At 76.2% G+C, this 18,918-nt stretch carries 14 protein-coding genes; 8 read left to right on the top strand and 6 right to left on the bottom strand.

Annotated features, from left to right (window positions below; translation table 11 throughout):
- Both HNR08_RS12100 and HNR08_RS12095 read right to left on the bottom strand, forming a co-directional pair.
- A complete protein-coding gene (locus tag HNR08_RS12100; protein ID WP_146839815.1) occupies positions 1–378 on the bottom strand; it encodes a PspC domain-containing protein in 378 nt (125 codons plus the stop codon).
- Between the two features lie 133 nt (positions 379–511).
- Positions 512–1,237, bottom strand: coding sequence for an HAD-IA family hydrolase (locus HNR08_RS12095; protein WP_246803146.1), 726 nt, complete (start codon positions 1,235–1,237; stop codon positions 512–514).
- 437 nt (positions 1,238–1,674) lie between these two features.
- Between HNR08_RS12095 and HNR08_RS12090 the strand changes: the two genes are divergently transcribed.
- The 4 genes from HNR08_RS12090 (at position 1,675) to HNR08_RS12075 (ending at position 8,455) form a co-directional block, all read left to right on the top strand.
- Positions 1,675–4,608, top strand: coding sequence for a helix-turn-helix transcriptional regulator (locus tag HNR08_RS12090; RefSeq protein ID WP_183835024.1), 2,934 nt, complete (start codon positions 1,675–1,677; stop codon positions 4,606–4,608).
- Between the two features lie 146 nt (positions 4,609–4,754).
- Positions 4,755–5,432, top strand: a complete 678-nt coding sequence (locus tag HNR08_RS12085; RefSeq protein WP_168431885.1) for an alpha/beta fold hydrolase — start codon at positions 4,755–4,757, stop codon at positions 5,430–5,432.
- Positions 5,433–5,504: 72 nt separating this feature from the next.
- Positions 5,505–7,193, top strand: a complete 1,689-nt coding sequence (locus HNR08_RS12080) for a long-chain-fatty-acid--CoA ligase (RefSeq protein WP_146840636.1) — start codon at positions 5,505–5,507, stop codon at positions 7,191–7,193.
- Positions 7,194–7,246: 53 nt separating this feature from the next.
- On the top strand, positions 7,247–8,455 hold the full coding sequence (locus HNR08_RS12075) for a cobalamin-independent methionine synthase II family protein (RefSeq protein ID WP_146840637.1): 1,209 nt from the start codon (positions 7,247–7,249) through the stop codon (positions 8,453–8,455).
- Between the two features lie 182 nt (positions 8,456–8,637).
- Here the strand turns inward: HNR08_RS12075 and HNR08_RS12070 are convergent, their stop codons facing one another.
- Positions 8,638–11,313, bottom strand: a complete 2,676-nt coding sequence (locus tag HNR08_RS12070; protein ID WP_276509387.1) for a phosphoenolpyruvate carboxylase — start codon at positions 11,311–11,313, stop codon at positions 8,638–8,640.
- Between the two features lie 213 nt (positions 11,314–11,526).
- On the opposite strand from HNR08_RS12070, the gene tkt reads away from it, so the two are divergent.
- From tkt to HNR08_RS12050, 4 genes are all read left to right on the top strand, one after another.
- The gene (tkt, locus tag HNR08_RS12065) at positions 11,527–13,692 is read left to right on the top strand and encodes a transketolase (RefSeq protein ID WP_146840638.1); all 2,166 of its coding nucleotides are present in this window, start codon (positions 11,527–11,529) and stop codon (positions 13,690–13,692) included.
- 249 nt (positions 13,693–13,941) lie between these two features.
- Positions 13,942–14,379, top strand: coding sequence for a class Ib ribonucleoside-diphosphate reductase assembly flavoprotein NrdI (gene nrdI / locus HNR08_RS12060; RefSeq protein ID WP_146840639.1), 438 nt, complete (start codon positions 13,942–13,944; stop codon positions 14,377–14,379).
- Positions 14,380–14,440: 61 nt separating this feature from the next.
- A complete protein-coding gene (gene ligD, locus HNR08_RS12055; protein ID WP_146840640.1) occupies positions 14,441–15,550 on the top strand; it encodes a non-homologous end-joining DNA ligase in 1,110 nt (369 codons plus the stop codon).
- Positions 15,551–15,621: 71 nt separating this feature from the next.
- Positions 15,622–16,335 (top strand): DUF5701 family protein, encoded by a 714-nt coding sequence (locus HNR08_RS12050; protein ID WP_168430656.1) that lies wholly within the window; start codon positions 15,622–15,624, stop codon positions 16,333–16,335.
- A gap of 3 nt (positions 16,336–16,338) precedes the next feature.
- On the opposite strand, the gene HNR08_RS12045 is transcribed toward HNR08_RS12050, so the two are convergent.
- From HNR08_RS12045 to HNR08_RS12035, 3 genes are read right to left on the bottom strand one after another with little or no spacing between them, the layout of a single operon-like run.
- Complete coding sequence (locus HNR08_RS12045) at positions 16,339–17,172, bottom strand: sulfurtransferase (RefSeq protein WP_146837753.1); 834 nt, start codon at positions 17,170–17,172, stop codon at positions 16,339–16,341.
- 10 nt (positions 17,173–17,182) lie between these two features.
- Complete coding sequence (locus HNR08_RS12040) at positions 17,183–17,482, bottom strand: hypothetical protein (protein WP_146837755.1); 300 nt, start codon at positions 17,480–17,482, stop codon at positions 17,183–17,185.
- A gap of 24 nt (positions 17,483–17,506) precedes the next feature.
- A complete protein-coding gene (locus HNR08_RS12035) occupies positions 17,507–18,907 on the bottom strand; it encodes an outer membrane protein assembly factor BamB family protein (RefSeq protein ID WP_146837757.1) in 1,401 nt (466 codons plus the stop codon).
- Positions 18,908–18,918: the final 11 nt, after the last annotated feature.

The raw sequence follows: 18,918 nt of genomic DNA, 5'->3' as shown, positions 1-18,918 counted from the left end.
TCAGCGGGCCTCGTCCGGGGCTGCGGCGGGCGGCTGCTGCCCCGGGGCCGGCTGGCCGGGAGCCGGCTGGCCCGGCTGGGCCGGGTAGGCGCCGTACCGCCACGTCGCCGGCCGCGCGCCCGGGAACGCCGTCGCGTACGCGTTCGGGCCGTGCATCCGGGCCACCCAGTCCTCGCCCGGCATGAAGATCCACAGCAGGGGGTAGATCAGCAGCGGGCTGCCGGGCAGCACGATCAGCACGATGATGAACAGCCAGCGCATCGGCCACGCGTCCATCCCGAACCGCCGCGCGAGCCCGGCGCAGACGCCGCCGATCACCCGGCCGTCCAGCGGCCGGACCAGGCCGTTGCGCCACATGGACTCGTAGATGCCGGTCATCGTTCGTCACTCCTGTCGGGTTCGCGTCGGTGTCGCGGTCGCGACACCCCCTACGGTGCCCGGTCGCCGGCACCGGCACATCCGGGACGGACCCTGGCGCGACCCTGAACCGCACCCTGATCGCGCGAGCCCCTCAGCGCGCGCGGACCCGGACGCCGTCCTCGCCGACGACGAACCGCACGGCGGACAGGTCCGCCACCACCAGGTCGGGCGTCCCGCCCGGGCCCTCGGGGTCGGTCGTGCGCAGCGCCAGCGTCGCCGCCCCCGCCGCGCGTGCGGACCGCACTCCCGACGCCGCGTCCTCGACGACCAGGCACCGCCGCACGTCCGCCCCCAGCCGCTCCGCGCCCAGCAGGTACGGCTCCGGGTCCGGCTTCCCGCGCTCGACGTCGTCGGCGGTGACCACGACCCGCGGGACCGCCAGGGCCACCGCACCGGCCCGCGCGGCCGCCAGCCGCGTCCCGCAGGAGGTGACGACCGCGCACCGGCCCCCGGGCGCCAGCACCGCGAGCGCGTCGGCCGCCCCGGGCAGCACCTCGATGCCCTCGGTGTCCCCGATCTCGAGCTCGACCACCCGGTCCAGGGCGGCCGCGCGGCGGGCGGCGTCCGCGTCGGGCAGCAGCGCGTCGATGATGTCCCGCGCCGGGACGCCGTGGAACGCGAACGGGGCGAGCCGGTCGGTCGGCATCCCGAACTCCTGGCCCAGGCGCAGCCAGCACCGCTCCACGGACCGGGTCGAGGAGATCAGCGTGCCGTCCATGTCGAACAGCACGGCGTCGAACACCTCCCCGAGGACGTCGCGGGCACCGGTGACGGCGTCGGACGGGCGGGGCTCCGGGGTGCTGGTCGCGGTGCTCACGCCCCGAGCCTCGCACGCAGCAGGTGCCCATCGCGCACCCGGTGCCGACGTCACGACGTCCCCGCGCCCCCACCTCAGCCCACCTCAGGGGGTCCTCAGCGCCTCCTCAGCCCACCACCCGGCCTCCCGCGGCCCCACGACGGGGCGGTCGCCCGATCCGCGTCGGTGCACCTCAGCGCGAGGGTGGAACGTGCCGGGGAACCGCCCGGCACGAGATGCAGGGAGAGCGACATGGAGACCATCTGGGGCCCCGCGCTCGACGCCGAGGTGGCGTACCGCCAGGAGCTCGTCCGCGCCGCCGTGCGCGGGACGGACCTGGGGTGGCGCTGGCGGCGTCGGCGCCGCTGAGCACGGCGGGCGCCGCGGCGACCGCGACGCCGTCGCCAGGGACGGGACGCACGGGACGGGTGTGGGTGGCGCCTGACACCATCGACCTCATGACCCGGTCCTCCGCCGCCCCGTTCGTCGCCCGCGACGAGCAGGTCGCGGCGCTCCTGGCGGCGGTCGCCCGGGCCGGCGCGGGCGAGCCGGGCCTCGTCCTGCTCGGCGCGGACGCGGGCGTCGGCAAGACCCGCCTGCTCACGCACACCGCGCGGCTGGCGACGGAGGCGGGCGCGACCGTGGTCGTGAGCCACTGCATCGACCTCGGCGAGATCGGGCTGCCGTACCTGCCGTTCGCCGAGGCGCTGCACCAGCTCGTCGAGGCCGACTGCCCGGGCGTGGCCGAGGTCGTCGCCGCCCGCCCCGCCCTGCGCCGGCTGCTGCCGTCCGCGGCACCGGAGCCCGCGGTCGCGGACGAGCAGACCGAGCGCCTGCAGCTGTTCGACGCGGTGGCCGCGGTGCTCGCCGCCGCCGGGCGCCCCGAGGCGCCGCTGGTGCTGGTGCTCGAGGACCTGCACTGGGCGGACTCCTCGAGCCGGGACCTGCTGCGCTTCCTCGTCGCGCGGCTGCGGAGCGAGCCGGTGCTGCTGGTCGGGTCGTTCCGCGCGGACGACCTGCACCGCCGGCACCCGCTGCGCCCGGTGCTCACGGAGCTCGGCCGGCACCCGCGGGTCGAGCGGCTGGACCTGCCGCCGTTCACCGCCGACGAGCTGCGCGCGTTCACCACCGCCCTGGCCGGCCGGCCGCTGCCGGAGGAGTCGCTGCGCCGCATCCTCATCCGCTCCGAGGGCAACGCGTACTTCGCGGAGGAGCTGCTCGAGGCGCCCACCGACCTCCCCGGCACCCTCGCGGACCTGCTGCGCGCGCGGCTCGAGGCGCTCGACCCGGAGGTGCAGCGTCTGGCGCGCGCCGCCTCGGCCGCCGGGCGGCGGGTGGACGAGCCCCTGCTGCGCGCGGTCGTCGTCGGCCCGGGCGCGGGCCCGGAGCGGCACGCCGCGTTCGACGCCGCGCTCCGGGACGCGGTCGCGCACCACGTGCTGGTCGGCGAGGACGGCCGGATCGCGTTCCGGCACGCGCTGCTGGCCGAGGCCGTCTACACCGACCTGCTGCCGGGCGAGCAGGTCGCCCTGCACCGGGACTACCTGGTGGCCGCCGCGGCCGACCCGAGCCTCGCGACGGCCGCCGAGCGCGCGCACCACGCCCTGCTCTCCCACGACCAGCGGCTGGCCCTGCAGGCGTCCCGGGAGGCGGCCCGCGAGGCCGGCCGGGTGCTCGCGCCGGCCGAGGAGCTCCGGCACCTGGAGACCGTGCTGCGGCTGTGGTCCGGCGTGCCGACGGCGGCGGCCGACCTCGGCGAGGAGCGGGTGGACGTGCTGCTCGCCGCGGCGGCGGCCGGCGGCCGGGCGGGGCTCGGCGACCGTGCCGTCGCGATGGCCCGGGAGGCGGTGTCCGCGGTCGACGTGCCCGCCGGCCCGCCCGACGGGCCCACCGCCCGCCGGGTCGCGGCGCTGCGGACCACGCTCGCCCGGCACCTGCTGGGCGTCGAGCGGGTCGACGAGGCGCTCCGCGAGACCGACCGGGCGCTGGCCGGCCTGGCGGCGACCGACCCCGCGCCGAGCGCCGACCGCGCCTGGGCCCTGGCGACGCACGCGCGCGCCGCCCTGAACTCCGACCTCGACGACCAGGCCGAGGTGTCCGCGAGCGCCGCCGTGGACGAGGCCCGGGCCGCCGGGGCCGCCGACGCCGAGGCGGACGCCCTCATCTCGCTGGCCGTGCTCGTCGTGGACGACGCGTCCCGCGCTGCCGGCCTGCTGAGCATCGCCCTGGACCGCGCCCAGGACGCCGGCGACGTGACGACCGAGCTGCGCTGCACGTACAACCTCGCGGCGAACCGCTTCTACGCCGGCGCGCTGGACGAGGCGGCCGCGATCACGACCGCCGGGCTGGAGCGCGCGGCGCGGTCGGGGCTGACGTGGAGCGCGTACGGGGTCGAGCTGCGGCTGTTCGAGGACATCGTCCGGTACTCCCGCGGCGACCTCAGCCCGCCCGCCCCGACGGCGGACCCCGGCCCGCCGCGCGCGCAGTCCGTGGTCGCGGGGGTGCAGACGTACGCCGCCGTGGCCCGCGGCGACGCCGGAGCGGCGGACCGGAGCCTGGAGCTGCTGCACGGCCCGCACGGCGACACGATGATCACGCTCATCGCGGGCGGCTGCTCGGTCGACGCCCTGACCTGGGCGGGACGGCTCGACGAGGCCGTGGCCCTCGCGCACGAGCTGATCGACGAGATCAGCCGGGTCTGGTCGGACTACTTCCTCGGCGGCATCTGGCTGTCCGCGCTGGGGATCGCCGCCCTCGCCGACCAGGCCGCCGCGGACCGGCTCGCCGGCCGCGACCCCGCGCCCCGGCTGGACACCGGCGCCCGCCTGCTCAACCGCGCGGTCGTCACGGCGGACCGCGGCCGGCCGCGCGGCGGGCAGCTCGGCCCCGAGGGGCGGGCGTGGCTCGCCCGTGCGCAGGCCGAGCACGCCCGGCTCACCGGCGACGCCGACCCGGCCGTCTGGCAGCGCGCCACGGAGGCGTTCGACTACGGGTACCGGTACGAGCACGCCCGCACCCGGTGGCGCTGGGCCGAGGCGCTGGTCGCGGCCGGGGACCGCGACGCCGCCCGCACCCAGGCCGCCGCCGCCCTGGCCGACGCCCGCGACATGGGGGCGGTACCGCTCACCACCGCGCTGACCGACCTGGCCCGCCGGGCGCGGCTCGACCTCCCCGGCGTGGCCGCGACGCCGACCGGCGTGCTGACCGGCCGGGAGGCCGAGGTGCTCGCGCTCGTCGCGGAGGGCCTGAGCAACCGGCAGATCGGCGAGCGCCTCTACATCAGCGGCAAGACGGTGTCCGTGCACATCTCCCGGGTGCTGGACAAGCTCGGCGCCGGCGGCCGGGCGGAGGCGGTCGCGATCGCGCACCGGCGCGGGCTGCTGGGGGCGTGACCGAGGTCACCCGGGTGGTCTGACGCGGTCCCAGGCGCCGCTCAGCAAGCGGGGTTACCGTTGCCGGGTCCCGCGGCCGGGCGTACGTGCCGCGGGCCCCCGGCGCCGGCCCCGACGGCCGCCCGCCCCCTCCCCCGGAAGGGCGCATGACCAGCACCCCGCACCCGATCGTGCTCGTGCACGGCACCCGCACCTCCTCCGCCATCTGGGACGACCAGGTGCGCGCCCTCACCCACGGCGGCCACCCGACGATCGCGATCGACCTGCCCGGGCACGGCAGCCGCGCGCACGAGCGGTTCACGTTCGAGGGCGGCCTCGCGGCGATCGACGCGGCCGTGCGGGCCTGCGACGCCCCGCCGCTGCTGGTCGGGCTGTCGCTCGGCGGCTACATGTCGCTCGCGTACGCCGGCCAGAACGAGGACCGGCTCGCCGGCGTCGTCCTGGCGGGCTGCTCCACGGACCTCAAGGGCAAGCCGCTGCGGGCGTACCGCCGGGCGTCGCACCGCGTCGTCGGCGCGCTCGGCCTGGGCGGCGGCACGTGGCACGTCGTCACGGACATGCTCGCGGCCCTGCACGGCTACGCGCCGCTGCGCGACCTGCGCCGGCTCGCGCTGCCGGTGTGGCTGGTGAACGGCTCCCGCGACCCGCTGCGGTTCGGCGCGCGCCGCTACCTGGGCGCGCACCCGGGCGCCCGGCAATGGGTCGTCCCCGGCGCCGGGCACGACGTGAACAGCCACGCGCCGGTCGCGTTCAACCGGATCCTCATGCACGTGCTGCGCGAGCTCGCGCACCGCGTGCCGCTCGGCGCGCCCCGCCTCGGCTGACGACGCGCCGGCCCGGGGGTCCCGGGCCGGATCCCGCCCCGCGCCCCGCCCGGGACCGCCACAATGGCGGGCATGACCTCGACCGACGACCGTCCCTGGGTCGCGCAGTACCAGCCCGGCGTGCCCGCCGACATCGAGCTCCCCACCGAGTCGCTGGTGGCGATGCTCGAGCGCTCCGTCGCCGAGGCTGGCGACGCCCCGGCGCTGGAGTTCTTCGGCCGCCGCACCACGTACGCGGAGCTCGGCGCGCAGGTGGAGCGGGTCGCCGAGGGCCTGCGCCGGCTGGGCGTGAAGCCGCGGGACCGGGTGGCGCTGCTGCTGCCGAACTGCCCGCAGCACGTCGTCGCGTTCTACGCGGTCCTCCGGCTGGGCGCCGTCGTCGTCGAGCACAACCCGCTGTACACGTCGCGCGAGCTGCGGCACCAGTTCGAGGACCACCAGGCGCGGGTCGTCATCGCCTGGGACAAGGCGGTCGAGCAGATCCGGCAGTTCCCGTCCGACGTCGGCGTCGACCACGTCGTGTCGGTGAACCTGCTGCGCGCGTTCCCGGCCGTGAAGCGCGCGGCGCTGTCGCTGCCCGTGCCGAGCCTGCGCGCGACCCGCCGGTCGCTGACCGCCCCCGCGCCCGGCACGATCCCGTGGGAGGACCTGCTGTCCCACGGCCCGCTCGACCCGGCGACCCCGCGCCCCGCCGTGACGGACCTGGCCGCGATCCAGTACACCTCCGGCACCACCGGCCGCCCCAAGGGCGCGATGCTCACGCACCTCAACCTGTACGCCAACGCGCTGCAGGGCGAGGCGTGGATGCACGGCGCGGAGTACCGCAAGGAGATCTTCTACGCGATCCTGCCGATGTTCCACGCGTTCGGCATGACGCTGTACCTCACGTACGGCATCCGCAAGCAGGCGCTCATCGTGCTGTTCCCCAAGTTCGACACCGCGCTCGTGCTCGACGCGATGAAGAAGTCGCCGGCGACGGTGTACTGCGCCGTCCCGCCGATCTACGAGCGCACCGCGATGGCGGCCCGCGAGCGCGGGGTCTCGCTGGCGTCCTGCCGGTTCTGCATCTCCGGGGCGATGAACCTGCCCGACGCCACCGTCGAGCTGTGGGAGTCGATGTCCGGCGGCCTGCTCGTCGAGGGCTACGGCATGACGGAGTCGTCCCCCGTGGCGCTCGGCAACCCGTTCCACCCGACGCGCCGCACCGGCACCATCGGCGTCCCGTTCCCGTCGACCCGGATGCGCGTGGTCGACCCGGAGGACCCGGCGCGGGACGTCCCGCAGGGCGAGCCGGGCGAGCTGCTGCTGCACGGCCCGCAGGTGTTCGCGGGCTACTGGAACAACCCCGACGAGACCGCCGCGACCCTGCTGCCGGGCGGCTGGCTGCGCACCGGCGACATCGTCACCGTGGACCCCGACGGGTTCACCACGATCGTCGACCGCGCCAAGGAGCTCATCATCACCGGTGGGTTCAACGTCTCCCCGTCGGAGGTCGAGGCGGTGCTGCGCGGGCACCCGTCCGTCGCCGACGCCGCGGTGATCGGCAAGCCCCTGGAGCGCGGCGGCGAGATGGTCGTCGCGGCGGTCGAGCTCGAGCCCGGGGCCACGCTGGACGAGGCGGCGCTGCGCGCGTACTGCCGGGAGCACCTGGCGGCGTACAAGGTGCCGCAGCGGGTCGTGGCGATCGAGGACACCCCGCGGTCGATGCTCGGCAAGGTCCTGCGCAAGCAGGTCCGCGAGCTGGTCCTCCCCCGCCTCTGACCCGCGCGCGGTGGCACGATGACGCCCGACCCCTCGCCGAGCCGGGAGACCCGATGATCCGCAGCACCGACCACATCCTCACCAGCCACGCCGGCAGCCTGCCGCGCACGCCCGAGCTGATCGCCGCGAACGCCGCGCGCGAGGCCGGCGACGACGCCGCCGGGTACGCCGAGCTGCTCGCCGACGCGGTCACCGGCCTGGTGCGGCGGCAGGTCGACCTGGGCATCGACGTGCCCGGCGACGGCGAGTTCGGCAAGGCGATGAGCAGCCCGATCGACTACGGCGCCTGGTGGTCGTACTCGTTCCAGCGCCTCGGCGGCCTGGAGCTGCGGGACGGCGCGAGCTGGATCCTCAAGGACGTGCAGTCCGGCCCCGGCGACGTGCGGGTGACCGGGTTCGGCCGCCGCCGCGACCGCGCCCGGTTCGAGGAGGCGTACGCCGACCCGACCTCCGGCGTGTTCCACGGCGGCGCCCCGAAGCCGTTCCCGACGGCCGTGGCCCCGCTGTCGTACACCGGCGGGGACGCTGTCGCGCAGGACGTCGCGAACCTCCGGACGGCGCTGGACGCCACCGGGGCGCAGGAGGGCTTCGTCACGTCGATCGCCCCCGGCAGCGCGGCCCGGATGGACAACGACTTCTACGGGACGGACGAGGAGTTCGTCTGGGCGCTCGCCGACGCGCTGCGCGAGGAGTACGTCGCGATCATCGACGCCGGCCTGGTGCTGCAGATCGACGACCCGTCGCTCGCCGAGAACTGGGACCAGATCACCCCCGAGCCCGCGCTCGAGGACTACCTGCGGTTCTCCGAGATCCGCGTCGAGGCCCTGAACCACGCGCTGCGCGGCCTGCCCGAGGACCGGATCCGGTACCACCTGTGCTGGGGCTCCTGGCACGGCCCGCACACCACCGACCTGCCGATGGCCGACATCGTCCGCACGATGCTCAAGGTCAACGCGGGCGCGTACTCGTTCGAGGCCGCGAACGTGCGGCACGAGCACGAGTGGCGCGTCTGGGAGGACGCGACGCTGCCCGAGGGCCGGCTGATCCTGCCCGGCGTCGTCGGGCACGCCACCAACGTCGTGGAGCACCCGGAGCTGGTCGCCGACCGCATCGAGCGCTTCGCGCGCCTGGTCGGGCGGGAGAACGTCGTCGCCTCCACGGACTGCGGCCTCGGCGGGCGGATCCACCACCAGATCGCCTGGGCGAAGCTCGAGACCCTGGTGGCCGGCGCGGAGCTGGCCACGAAGCGCCTCTGGGCCTGATCCACCCCGGGCGCCCCAACCCGCCCCCAGCCCGCACCGAGTGGAGGGTTCTGCTGCGACACGCCCGGCGTGTCGCAGCAGAACCCTCCACTCGCGAGCGGCACCCACCCGCTCCGGACGCGCGGACGGCCCGGCAGCCCCCAGGGGGTGCCGGGCCGTCGCGTGCGCGGGCCGCGGGCGGGTCAGCCGGTGTTCTGCAGGCCGGCGGCCACGCCGTTCACGGTGAGCAGCAGCAGCCGCTTGTTCTCCTCGACGTGGTCCGCGGACTCGCCGGTCCGCAGCGCGCGCAGCGCCCGGATCTGCAGCAGGGACAGCGCGTCGACGTACGGGCTGCGCAGCTGCACCGCGCGGCCGAGGATCCGGCGGCGGGCCAGGATGCTCTCGGACCCGGTGATCGCCAGCACCCAGCGCCGGGTGAGGGCCATCTCCTCCAGCACGAGCGACGCGAGGTCGTCCCGGTCGCCCAGCGCGAGGTACCGCTCCGCCAGCCGCTCGTCGGTCTTGGCGAGCGACATCTCGACGTTGTCGATCATCGTGCTGAACAGCGGCCACTCGGCGTACGCCGCCTGCAGCTCGGCCAGGTCGCCGACGGTCTCCAGCGCCGTGCCGAGGCCGAACCAGCCGGCCAGGTTCGTCCGGGCCTGCGACCAGGAGAACACCCACGGGATCGCCCGGAGGTCGTCCAGCGACTCCACGGACAGGCCGCGGCGGGCCGGGCGCGAGCCGATCGGCAGCAGGCCGATCTCCTCGAGCGGGGTCACCTGCGCGAACCACTGCGGGAAGCCCTCGGCGCGGACCAGCTCGTAGAACCGGGTGCGGGAGGACGCGTCCATCGCGGCGGCCAGGTCGGCGAACCGGGCGGTCGCGGCGGCGTTGCGCTCCTCGGTCGACGGCGCGCCGGCCAGCAGGGTCGCCGCGGCGACCTGCTCGATGTGCCGCGCCCCGATGACCGGGTTCCCGTACCGGGCGAAGATGACCTCGCCCTGCTCGGTGAGCTTGAACCGGCCGTCCACCGAGCCCGGCGGCTGGGCCAGCACCGCGCGGTTCGCGGGGCCGCCGCCGCGCCCGAGGGCACCGCCGCGGCCGTGGAACAGCGTGAGGCGGATGTCGTGCTTCTCGCCCCACTGGGCGATCCGGCTCTGCGCGACGTCCAGCGCGAGGGTCGCGGCCACCGGGCCGACGTCCTTCGACGAGTCGGAGTAGCCGAGCATGACCTCGACGTGCCGGCCGTTCTCTGCGAGGCGCTGCTGCACGGCGGGGAGCGTCAGCATCTCCTCGAGGATGTCGACGCTCGCCTCGAGGTCCGCGAAGGTCTCGAACAGCGGGATGGCGTCGATCACCGGGCGGGTGGCCGGGTCCGGGAACACGAGCTCGGCGAGCCGGTAGACGGCGGCCAGGTGCTCGGGGGCCTGCGTGAACGACACGATGTACCGGCGGGCGGCGGCCACGCCGTAGCGGCGCTGCACGGTGCCCAGCGCGCGGTACGTGTCCAGCACCTCCACGGTGCGCGGCTGGAGCTCGCCGTCCAGGCCGTGCTCCTCGATGTCGGCCAGCGCGGCGGCGTGCACCTGCGAGTGCTGGCGGACCTCGAGCTCGGCCAGGTGGAACCCGAAGGTCTGCACCTGCCAGACGAGCCGCTGCAGGTCGCCGTAGGCGGCGCGGGTGGCCCCGGCCTCGACGAGCGACCGCTGCACGACGTCCAGGTCGGCCAGCAGGTCGTCCGGCCCGGCGTACGACAGGTCGGCGTCCCGGCGGCGGGTCGCGGCGATCCGCTCGGCGATCATCCGCAGCGCCCGGCGATGCGGCTGGTCCCGCACCTCGGTGGCGGCCTTCGCGGCGGCGTCCTCGGACAGGTCGCGCTGGCGCTGCCACAGGGCGGTGAGCTCGGCGGACGGCGGCGTGCCGGTCGAGTCGAGCGTGAGCTTCGCGGAGATCTTCCGCGCGGACTCCTCGAGCGCGCTCAGCACGTGCTCGTTGGCCAGCGCGGCCGCGGCGCGGGTCACCTCGGCGGTGACGTTGGGGTTGCCGTCGCGGTCGCCGCCGATCCAGGAGCCGAGGCGGACGAACGGCCGCACCAGCGGGTCCTGGCGCCCCGCGCCCGCGCCGGACAGCCAGTCGTCGAGCCGGCGGTACACGGTGGGGAACGTCTCGAACAGCGTGGTGTCGAAGATGTTCATCACGGTGCGGACCTCGTCCAGCACCGTGGGCTTCTGCACCCGCAGCGGCGAGGTGCGCCACAGCGTGTCGATCTCCTCGAGCACCCGGCGGTCGTTCTCCGCGCGGGAGGTGCCACCGGCGGCGAGCGCGTCGCGCTCGGCCAGCAGGTCGGAGATCCGGCGGATCGCCCGGGACACCGACCGGCGGCGGGCCTCGGTCGGGTGCGCGGTCAGCACGGGCCGGAACTCGAGCTCCTGCAGCCGGCGCAGCGCCTCGTCGCGGCCGACCTCGCCGGCCAGCGCGTCGATCGCGGCGGGCAGGGAGTCGTCCTGCATCAGCTCGCCGGCCGGCAGCTCCGCCTCGCGGTCGCGCAGCACGCGGACGCGGTGGTGCTCCTCGGCCAGGTTCGCGAGGTGGAAGTAGCACGTGAACGCGCGGGCCACCTGCTGGGCGCGCTCGATGCTGAACGACGCCACGAGCTCCTCGGCCTCGGCGAGGGCCGCGAGGTCCTGCTCGTCGTGGGCGCGGATCGTGAGCGCGCGGACGCGCTCGACGTCGTCGAACAGGTCGTCGCCACCGGACTCCCGGATGACGCGGCCGAGGAACTCGCCGAGCATCCGGACGTCGTTGCGCAGCGGGTCGGGGACCTCGTGGCGTGCGAGTCCGCGGCGGGCCTCGCGCGAGGGCTGGGGGTCGGTCACCGGTCAAGAGTAGGTCAACCGTCCGACGCCCGAGACGGCTGTCCGCCAGTCGGCCACCGGCGCCCGGCGGCCGGGCCCGTCCGCTCTGTCCTGCGTGACGCCCGCGGGAGTCTAGGCTCAGACGCAGTGCCCGCGACCGGCCGCTCCCCGCGGCCGGGCGAGCCCAGAACCCCCGATGCCCCGGGCCGCCGGTCCGGGCGGAAATGAGGTGCGGTGAACGCGAAGGCTCCCCTGGCCGAGACCGTCGGCTGGACCGACCTGGACCGCAAGGCCGTCGACACGGTCCGCGTCCTGGCCGCGGACGCGGTGGAGAAGGTCGGCAACGGCCACCCCGGGACGGCGATCAGCCTGGCCCCGGCCGCCTACCTGCTCTACCAGAACGTCCTGCGGCACGACCCGGCCGACCCGCACTGGCTGGGCCGCGACCGCTTCATCCTGTCGGCGGGGCACTCCTCGCTGACCCAGTACATCCAGCTCTACCTGGCCGGGTTCGGCCTGGAGCTCGAGGACATCGAGGCGCTGCGCACGTGGGGCTCGAAGACCCCCGGCCACCCCGAGTACAAGCACACGAAGGGCGTCGAGATCACCACCGGCCCCCTCGGCCAGGGCATCTCCTCGGCCGTCGGGTTCGCGATGGCGGCCCGCCGCGAGCGCGGCCTGCTCGACCCCGAGGCGGCCCCGGGCACCAGCCCGTTCGACCACTTCGTGTACGTGCTCGCCTCCGACGGCGACCTGCAGGAGGGCGTGTCCTCCGAGGCGTCCTCGATCGCCGGCACCCAGAAGCTCGGCAACCTCATCGCGATCTGGGACGACAACCACATCTCGATCGAGGGCGACACCGAGATCGCGTTCACCGAGGACGTCCTCAAGCGGTACGAGGCCTACGGCTGGCACGTGCAGTTCGTGGACTGGACCGAGGGCGGCGACTACACGGAGAACGTGGACGCCCTCCACGCCGCGATCGAGGCCGCGAAGGCCGTCACCGACCGCCCGTCGTTCATCGGCCTGCGGACGATCATCGCCTGGCCGTCGCCGACCAAGCAGAACACCCACGGCTCGCACGGCTCGAAGCTGGGCACCGACGAGGTCCGCGGCCTCAAGGAGGTCCTCGGCTTCGACCCCGAGAAGACCTTCGACGTGGCCCCCGAGGTCATCGCGCACACCCGCAAGGCCCTCGAGCGCGGCGCCGCCGCCAAGGCCGAGTGGAGCAAGGGCTTCGACGCCTGGCGCGAGGCCAACCCGGAGCGCGCCGAGCTGCTCGAGCGCCTGCGCGCCGGCAAGCTGCCCGCCGGCTGGGCCGACGCCCTGCCGACGTTCCCGGCCGGCAAGGCCGTCGCCACCCGCGCCGCCTCCGGCGAGGTGCTGAACGCCCTCGCGCCGGTGCTGCCCGAGCTCTGGGGCGGCTCCGCCGACCTGGCCGGCTCGAACAACACCACGATGAAGGGCGAGCCGTCCTTCATCCCGGCCGAGCGCTCCACCCACGAGTTCGCGGGGAACGAGTACGGCCGCACGCTGCACTTCGGCATCCGCGAGCACGGGATGGGCGCGATCCTGTCCGGCATCGTGCTGCACGGCCTGACCCGCGCGTACGGCGGCACGTTCTTCACGTTCTCGGACTACATGCGCGGCTCCGTCCGCCTCGCGTCGCTCATGGGCGTGCCGGCCATCTACGTGTGGACGCACGACTCCATCGGCCTCGGCGAGGACGGCCCGACGCACCAGCCGGTCGAGCACCTCACCGCCGTCCGGGCCATCCCGGGCCTCGCGGTCGTCCGCCCCGCCGACGCCAACGAGACGGCGCAGGCGTGGAAGGCGATCCTCGAGCGCACCGACGGCCCCGCCGCGCTCGTCCTCACCCGGCAGAACGTCCCGACGTTCCCCCGCGGCGAGGAGGGCTTCGCGTCCGCCGAGGGCGTGGCCCGCGGCGCGTACGTGCTGCTCGAGGCGTCGACCGGCGCCCCGGAGGTCGTCCTCATCGGCACGGGCTCCGAGGTGCAGCTGGCCGTCGCCGCCCGCGAGACCCTCGAGGCCGCCGGCGTCCCGACCCGCGTGGTCTCGGCGCCGTCGCTCGAGTGGTTCGCCGAGCAGGACGAGGCCTACCGCGAGTCGGTGCTCCCGTCCGCGGTCCGCGCGCGGGTGTCCGTCGAGGCCGGCATCGCGCTGTCCTGGTGGAAGATCCTCGGCGACGCCGGCCGGGCCGTCTCGCTCGAGCACTTCGGCGCCTCGGCGGCGTACGAGACGCTGTACGAGGAGTTCGGCATCACGGCGGACGCCGTGGTGGCGGCGGCCCACGAGTCGATCGCGGCGGCCCGCGCCGGCGGCGCCCCGGCGTCCGACGCGAGCGCCCCGACGGAGAGCGGCACGGGCGACCAGCTCTGACGCCCCCCGCGCGACGACGGCCGGGCACCCCGACGGGTGCCCGGCCGTCGTGGCGTCCACGGCGCGCCGGCCGGTGCGCCCGCGCCCGCGCGCCCGCGCCGCCCGCGCGAGGCGGCACCCCGCGAGCAACCGGGCACCCCGCGACACACCCCGGCTGATCGCCCCCTGCCCCGAACGCCCCGGGCACCGGACGCGTCCGCGGGACGTTGGTCCCTGCGGGCGCAGGGCCGGGGCGGGGAGGGTCGAGGGGTGGTTCGGCAGACTCCCGTGTACTACTACTCCTCCGCCTCCGGGGTGGTGCGGTCGTTCGCGGAGCGGCTCGGGCGGCCCGTGTACAACCTCGCGGAGCGCGAGCACCGGCTCAGCGAGGCCGACGGGCCCTGGGTGCTGCTGACGCCGTCGTACAAGACCGGCAACGACCGGAACGACACGATCCCCGAGGGCGTGCGCCGGTTCCTGCGCTCCCCCGTCAACCGCCGGCGCATGGTCGGCGTCATGGGGTCGGGCAACCGGAACTTCGGCCGGTACTACCAGATGGCCGCCCGCAGCATCGCCGAGCAGTCGCACCGCCCCGTGCTGTTCGAGTTCGAGATCGCCGGCACGCCGTGGGACGTCGCGGAGTGCCGGCGGATCCTCGAGGGGCTGGACGCCGCGCTCGCCGCCGGCGGGGACACGCCGGCCGCCTGAGCACGCCCGGGACGGTGCGCGGGGTGGTGCGCCGCCCGGCCCGGCGCAATACCGTGACCGGATGAGCCCGTCGAAGGTGCCCGCCGAGGAGATCGAGGTGCGCGGCCGCACCGTGCGGGTCTCCAACCCCGACAAGGTGTACTTCCCGGACCGCGGCCTGACCAAGCTCGACGTCGTGCGGTACTTCCTCAGCGTCGGGGACGGCATCCTCGGCGCACTGCGGGACCGGCCGACGACGCTGGAGCGCTGGCCGCGGGGCTGGTTCGAGGGCGCCAAGCTGTCCACGCGGGTGGACAACAAGGGCGACGCCTTCTTCCAGAAGCGGGTCCCGCAGGGCGCCCCCGACTACGTCGAGTCCACGACGATCACGTTCCCGTCGGGCCGGACCGCCGACGAGGTGACGCCGACCGAGCTCGCCGTCGTGGCCTGGGCCGCGAACCTCGGCACGCTGACGTTCCACCCGTGGCCCGTGACGCGCGCGGACGTGGAGGCCCCCGACCAGCTCCGCATCGACCTGGACCCGCAGCCCGGCACCACGTTCGACGACGCCGCGCGCGTCGCCCCGCACGTCCGGGAGGTCCTCGCCGAGCACGGCCTGACCGGGTTCCCCAAGACGTCCGGGGGGCGCGGCATCCACATCTTCGTGCCGATCGAGCCCCGCTGGTCGTTCACCCAGTGCCGCCGGGCGACCATCGCGCTCGGCCGGGAGCTCGAGCGCCGGCTGCCCGGGCAGGTCACGACGAAGTGGTGGAAGGAGGAGCGCGGCGAGGCGATCTTCGTGGACTACAACCAGATGGCCCGGGACCGCACGATCGCCTCGGCGTACTCCGTCCGCCCGAACCGCCGTGCCACCGTCTCCGCCCCGCTGCGCTGGGACGAGGTCCCGGACGTGCACCCGGACGACTTCGACGTCACGACGATGCCTGCCCGGTTCGCGGACGTCGGCGACCTGTTCGCCCCGCTCGTGGCCCGCACCTCCCCCGCGCCCGGCACCGACGCGGTCCCGCCCGGCTCGCTCGACGGCCTGCTCGACCTCGCCGCCCGGGACGAGCGGGACCACGACCTCGGGGACCTGCCGTACCCGCCCGAGTACCCGAAGATGCCGGGCGAGCCGAAGCGGGTGCAGCCGAGCAAGGACCGGGACCGTCCGAAGGCGCCCGCGGAGGATTGAGCGCCCCGGGGGAACTCCCCGGCGGCCCGGTGCGTTCACCCCCTCCCGGCCCCCACCCCCGAGGAGCGACCGTGCCCGTCCCCGTCATCGCCCCCGATCCCACCTGGCCCACCGTCGCCGCGGCCGACCGCGCCGCCGCACCGTTCGACCCCGCCGCCGACCCGCACACCGAGCTCGACCGGCAGGTGCGCGCCTGCCTCGACCTCGGCCTGGCGGACGTGCACGGCCTGTCCGCCGACGCGCTGCACGCCGCGGTCGCCCCGCTGCACGCCGCGCTCGACGCGGCGCCGGACGCGCCCTCCGCCGTCGCCCCCGACGACCACGTCCCGTTCGTGCTCGTGCTGGACGGCGCCGTCGAGCGCGCGAACGCCGCGGCCCCCGCGATGCGCCGCGGCACGCGTCCGGGCGTCAGCGTCATCGACGACGACGAGATGGCGACCTACCGCCCGCTGCCCGACGCCGAGCCGCCGGCGGCCCCGTACCTGCTGCGCGACGTCGACACGGGCACCGAGTTCTGCGGCGTGCCGCCGGAGCAGGCGCTCGTCACCGTCCGGGGCCGGGGCCGGGTGCCGCTGACCATCGCCGAGGGTCTCGCCCTCGTCGCGCTGCGCCCGGACATGCTGCGGCCGAACCGGTGCTTCTCGCTGATGGGCTCCCGGGCGCAGAACCAGCGCGTGCCGGCGATCTGGATCAGCGAGCGCCGCCCCAAGCTCGGCTGGTGCTGGGACCGCAACCCGCACACCTGGCTCGGGGCGGCGTCCGCGGCCGGGCGCACCGGGGGCTGACCGTCAGTCCCCCGTCGCCACCGGGCGGTCCGGGTCGCTCGACCACTGGGACCACGACCCCGGGTAGAGCACCGGCGTCCGGCCCGCCATGACGAGCGCGGCCGCCTGGTGCGCGGCGGTGACGCCCGACCCGCAGTACACCGCGACGTCGCCGCCCTCGGGCACCCCGAGGGCCGCGAACCGGGCGGTCAGGTCGTCGGCGGGCAGGAACCGGCCGTCCGCGCCGAGGTTGTCGGACGTCGGTGCGCTGACCGCCCCGGGGATGTGCCCGGCGCGCGGGTCGACCGGCTCGACCTCGCCGCGGAACCGCTCGGCGGCGCGGGCGTCGAGCAGCACACCGTCCTGCGCCCAGCGCGCCGCGCCGTCCGCGTCGAGGACGGGCAGGTGCCCGCCGGTCAGCGTCACGTCCCCGGCGGGCACGGGGGCCTCCCCGGTCTCGAGCGCCCCGCCCGCCGCCGTCCACGCGCCGAGGCCGCCGTCCAGGATCCGCACGTCGTCCACCCCGCCCCAGCGCAGCAGCCACCAGGCCCGGGACGCCGACATCCCGCCGGTGTCGTCGTAGACGACCACCGGCTCCCCCGCGCGCAGCCCCCAGCGCCGGGCGGCCGCCTGCAGGTCCGCCGCGTCGGGCAGCGGGTGCCGGCCGGCCGCGGCGCTCGGGGCGGCCGCCAGGTCGGCGTCCAGGTCGACGTACACCGCACCGGGCAGGTGCCCCTCGCGGAACGGCTCGATCCCCGGCGGGCCGCCGAGGCTCCAGCGGACGTCGAGCAGGCGGGGCGGGCGGGGGCCGTCGAGCTCGCGCGCGAGGTCGGCGGCGGAGACGATCACGTCGGGCATGGCCGCCACGCTACGGCGCGGCCGGCACCGGCAGCCAGCGCGGTCCCGACCGCCGGGACACCGTGGCCCGCGTCACGTCGGCCAGCGACCGCACCCGGTCCCCGACCCGGCGGCCGATCCGGGCCGCCGCGTCGTCGTCCGCCGCGAGGTACCGCACGACCACCCGCGCCTCGCCCGCGACGACCGCGAGGTCCTGTGCCTCGACCTTCGTGACGGCGCGGGCGGCGTCCGCTGCGGCGGGCAGCACGGCCGCGGGATCGGTGCCCGGGTGCAGCAGGCCCACGGCGAGCGTCACGCGGTAGGAGGTCACGGGGAGGACCCTCTCACGGGCGGCTCAGCCCACCGCGTACACCGTGGAGCTCCCCTGCCCGAACAGGCGGCCCTGCTGCGCCCACAGCGTGACGACGTCACCGGGCAGCGGGGTCGCCCACAGGCGGCGGCCGTCGGTGAGCCGGTAGGCGGCCAGCAGCCGGTCGCCGTCCCCCGGCGCGCGCTCGGCCCGCAGCAGGGCGACGCCGTCGGTCAGCAGGCCCGTCCCGGAGGCGTCCGAGCGCTCGCCCTCGGCCGTCCACACCTCCGCACCGGTCGCCGCGTCCACCGCCCAGACCGTCGTCCCTCCCGCGCCGTACAGCACGCCGTCGAGCAGCACCAGGCTCGACGTCCCGTCCTGCGGCAGCGTCCGCTCCCACGCCACCTCACCCGTGCCGGGGTCCACCGCCCGCATTCGGCCCTGGGGGGTGCCGTCGTCCCGGCGCAGCACCAGCAGCCCGTGGGCCGACCCGTCGTCCGGCCACACGCCGACGGGCGTCCCGTCCGCCCACGCGGTCCCGCGTCCGTCCGGTCCGAGCAGCCGCACGCCGCTCCCCTGCCAGTCGAGGACCTGCCCGTCCACGACGGTCAGCCCATCCCCCTCGGCCTGGACCCGGCCGTCGACGGGATCGAGCAGCCACGCGCCGGACCCGCCCCAGACCAGCAGACGGCCGTCCTCCTCGCCGAGCCAGGGCGCGGAGCCGGCGCCTTCCAGCACCGTCCGCCACCGCGGCGCCCCTGAGACTGCGTCCACCCCCTCGACCGCCACGCCCTCCGGGGACGCCGTCGCCACCGCCAGCAGGTCCCCGACCACGGCCGCCGTGGCGCCGTCCGGCAGGTCTCGCTCGCCCGCGACGGACCGCGCGGCGAGATCCACCTCGACGAGCCGCGTCCGGGCCGTCGCCGCGTCGCCGTCCTGCTGCGCCGCGTCGTCCACCGTGCACCACATCGTCGACCCCGCTGCCGGGCCGCAGCGGACGCTCGGACCCCACGACTCGTCCGACTGGTCGACGAGCGGCACCCGCCACACCTCCGCGCCGGTCACCGGGTCGAGCCCCACGACGTCGGTGCGGCGCGTCGTCGGCTGCACCACGCCCACGACGAGGCCGTCGGCGGTGGCCGCGCCGCCGAGCAGGGCGTTCATCGTGTCGGGCGTCCCCCACTCGCGCGCCTCGAGCGGCTCGGTGACCGTCTCGTCCAGCGCGCCCGGCGTCGCGCGCAGCCGCTCCAGCCGCTCCTGCTCCCGGGCGTCGGACACGAGCTGCCAGGCGACGACCCCCGCCAGGACCAGCACCGGGACCGGCCACCACCGCCGGACCAGCCGCAGGGCCCGGGACCGGCGGGCGGCGAGGCCGTCGTCCTGAGCGCCGGCGGGCGCGTCGCCGGCCTGCTCGACCAGCTCGACCTCGCCCATGCGCCCCGACATGCGGACAACCT

The organism is Cellulomonas hominis, from assembly GCF_014201095.1.
GTDB classification, from domain to species: Bacteria; Actinomycetota; Actinomycetes; order Actinomycetales; family Cellulomonadaceae; genus Cellulomonas; species Cellulomonas hominis.
Note: the sequence above shows the minus strand (reverse complement) of the source record. Positions and strands in the feature narration are given on the sequence as shown.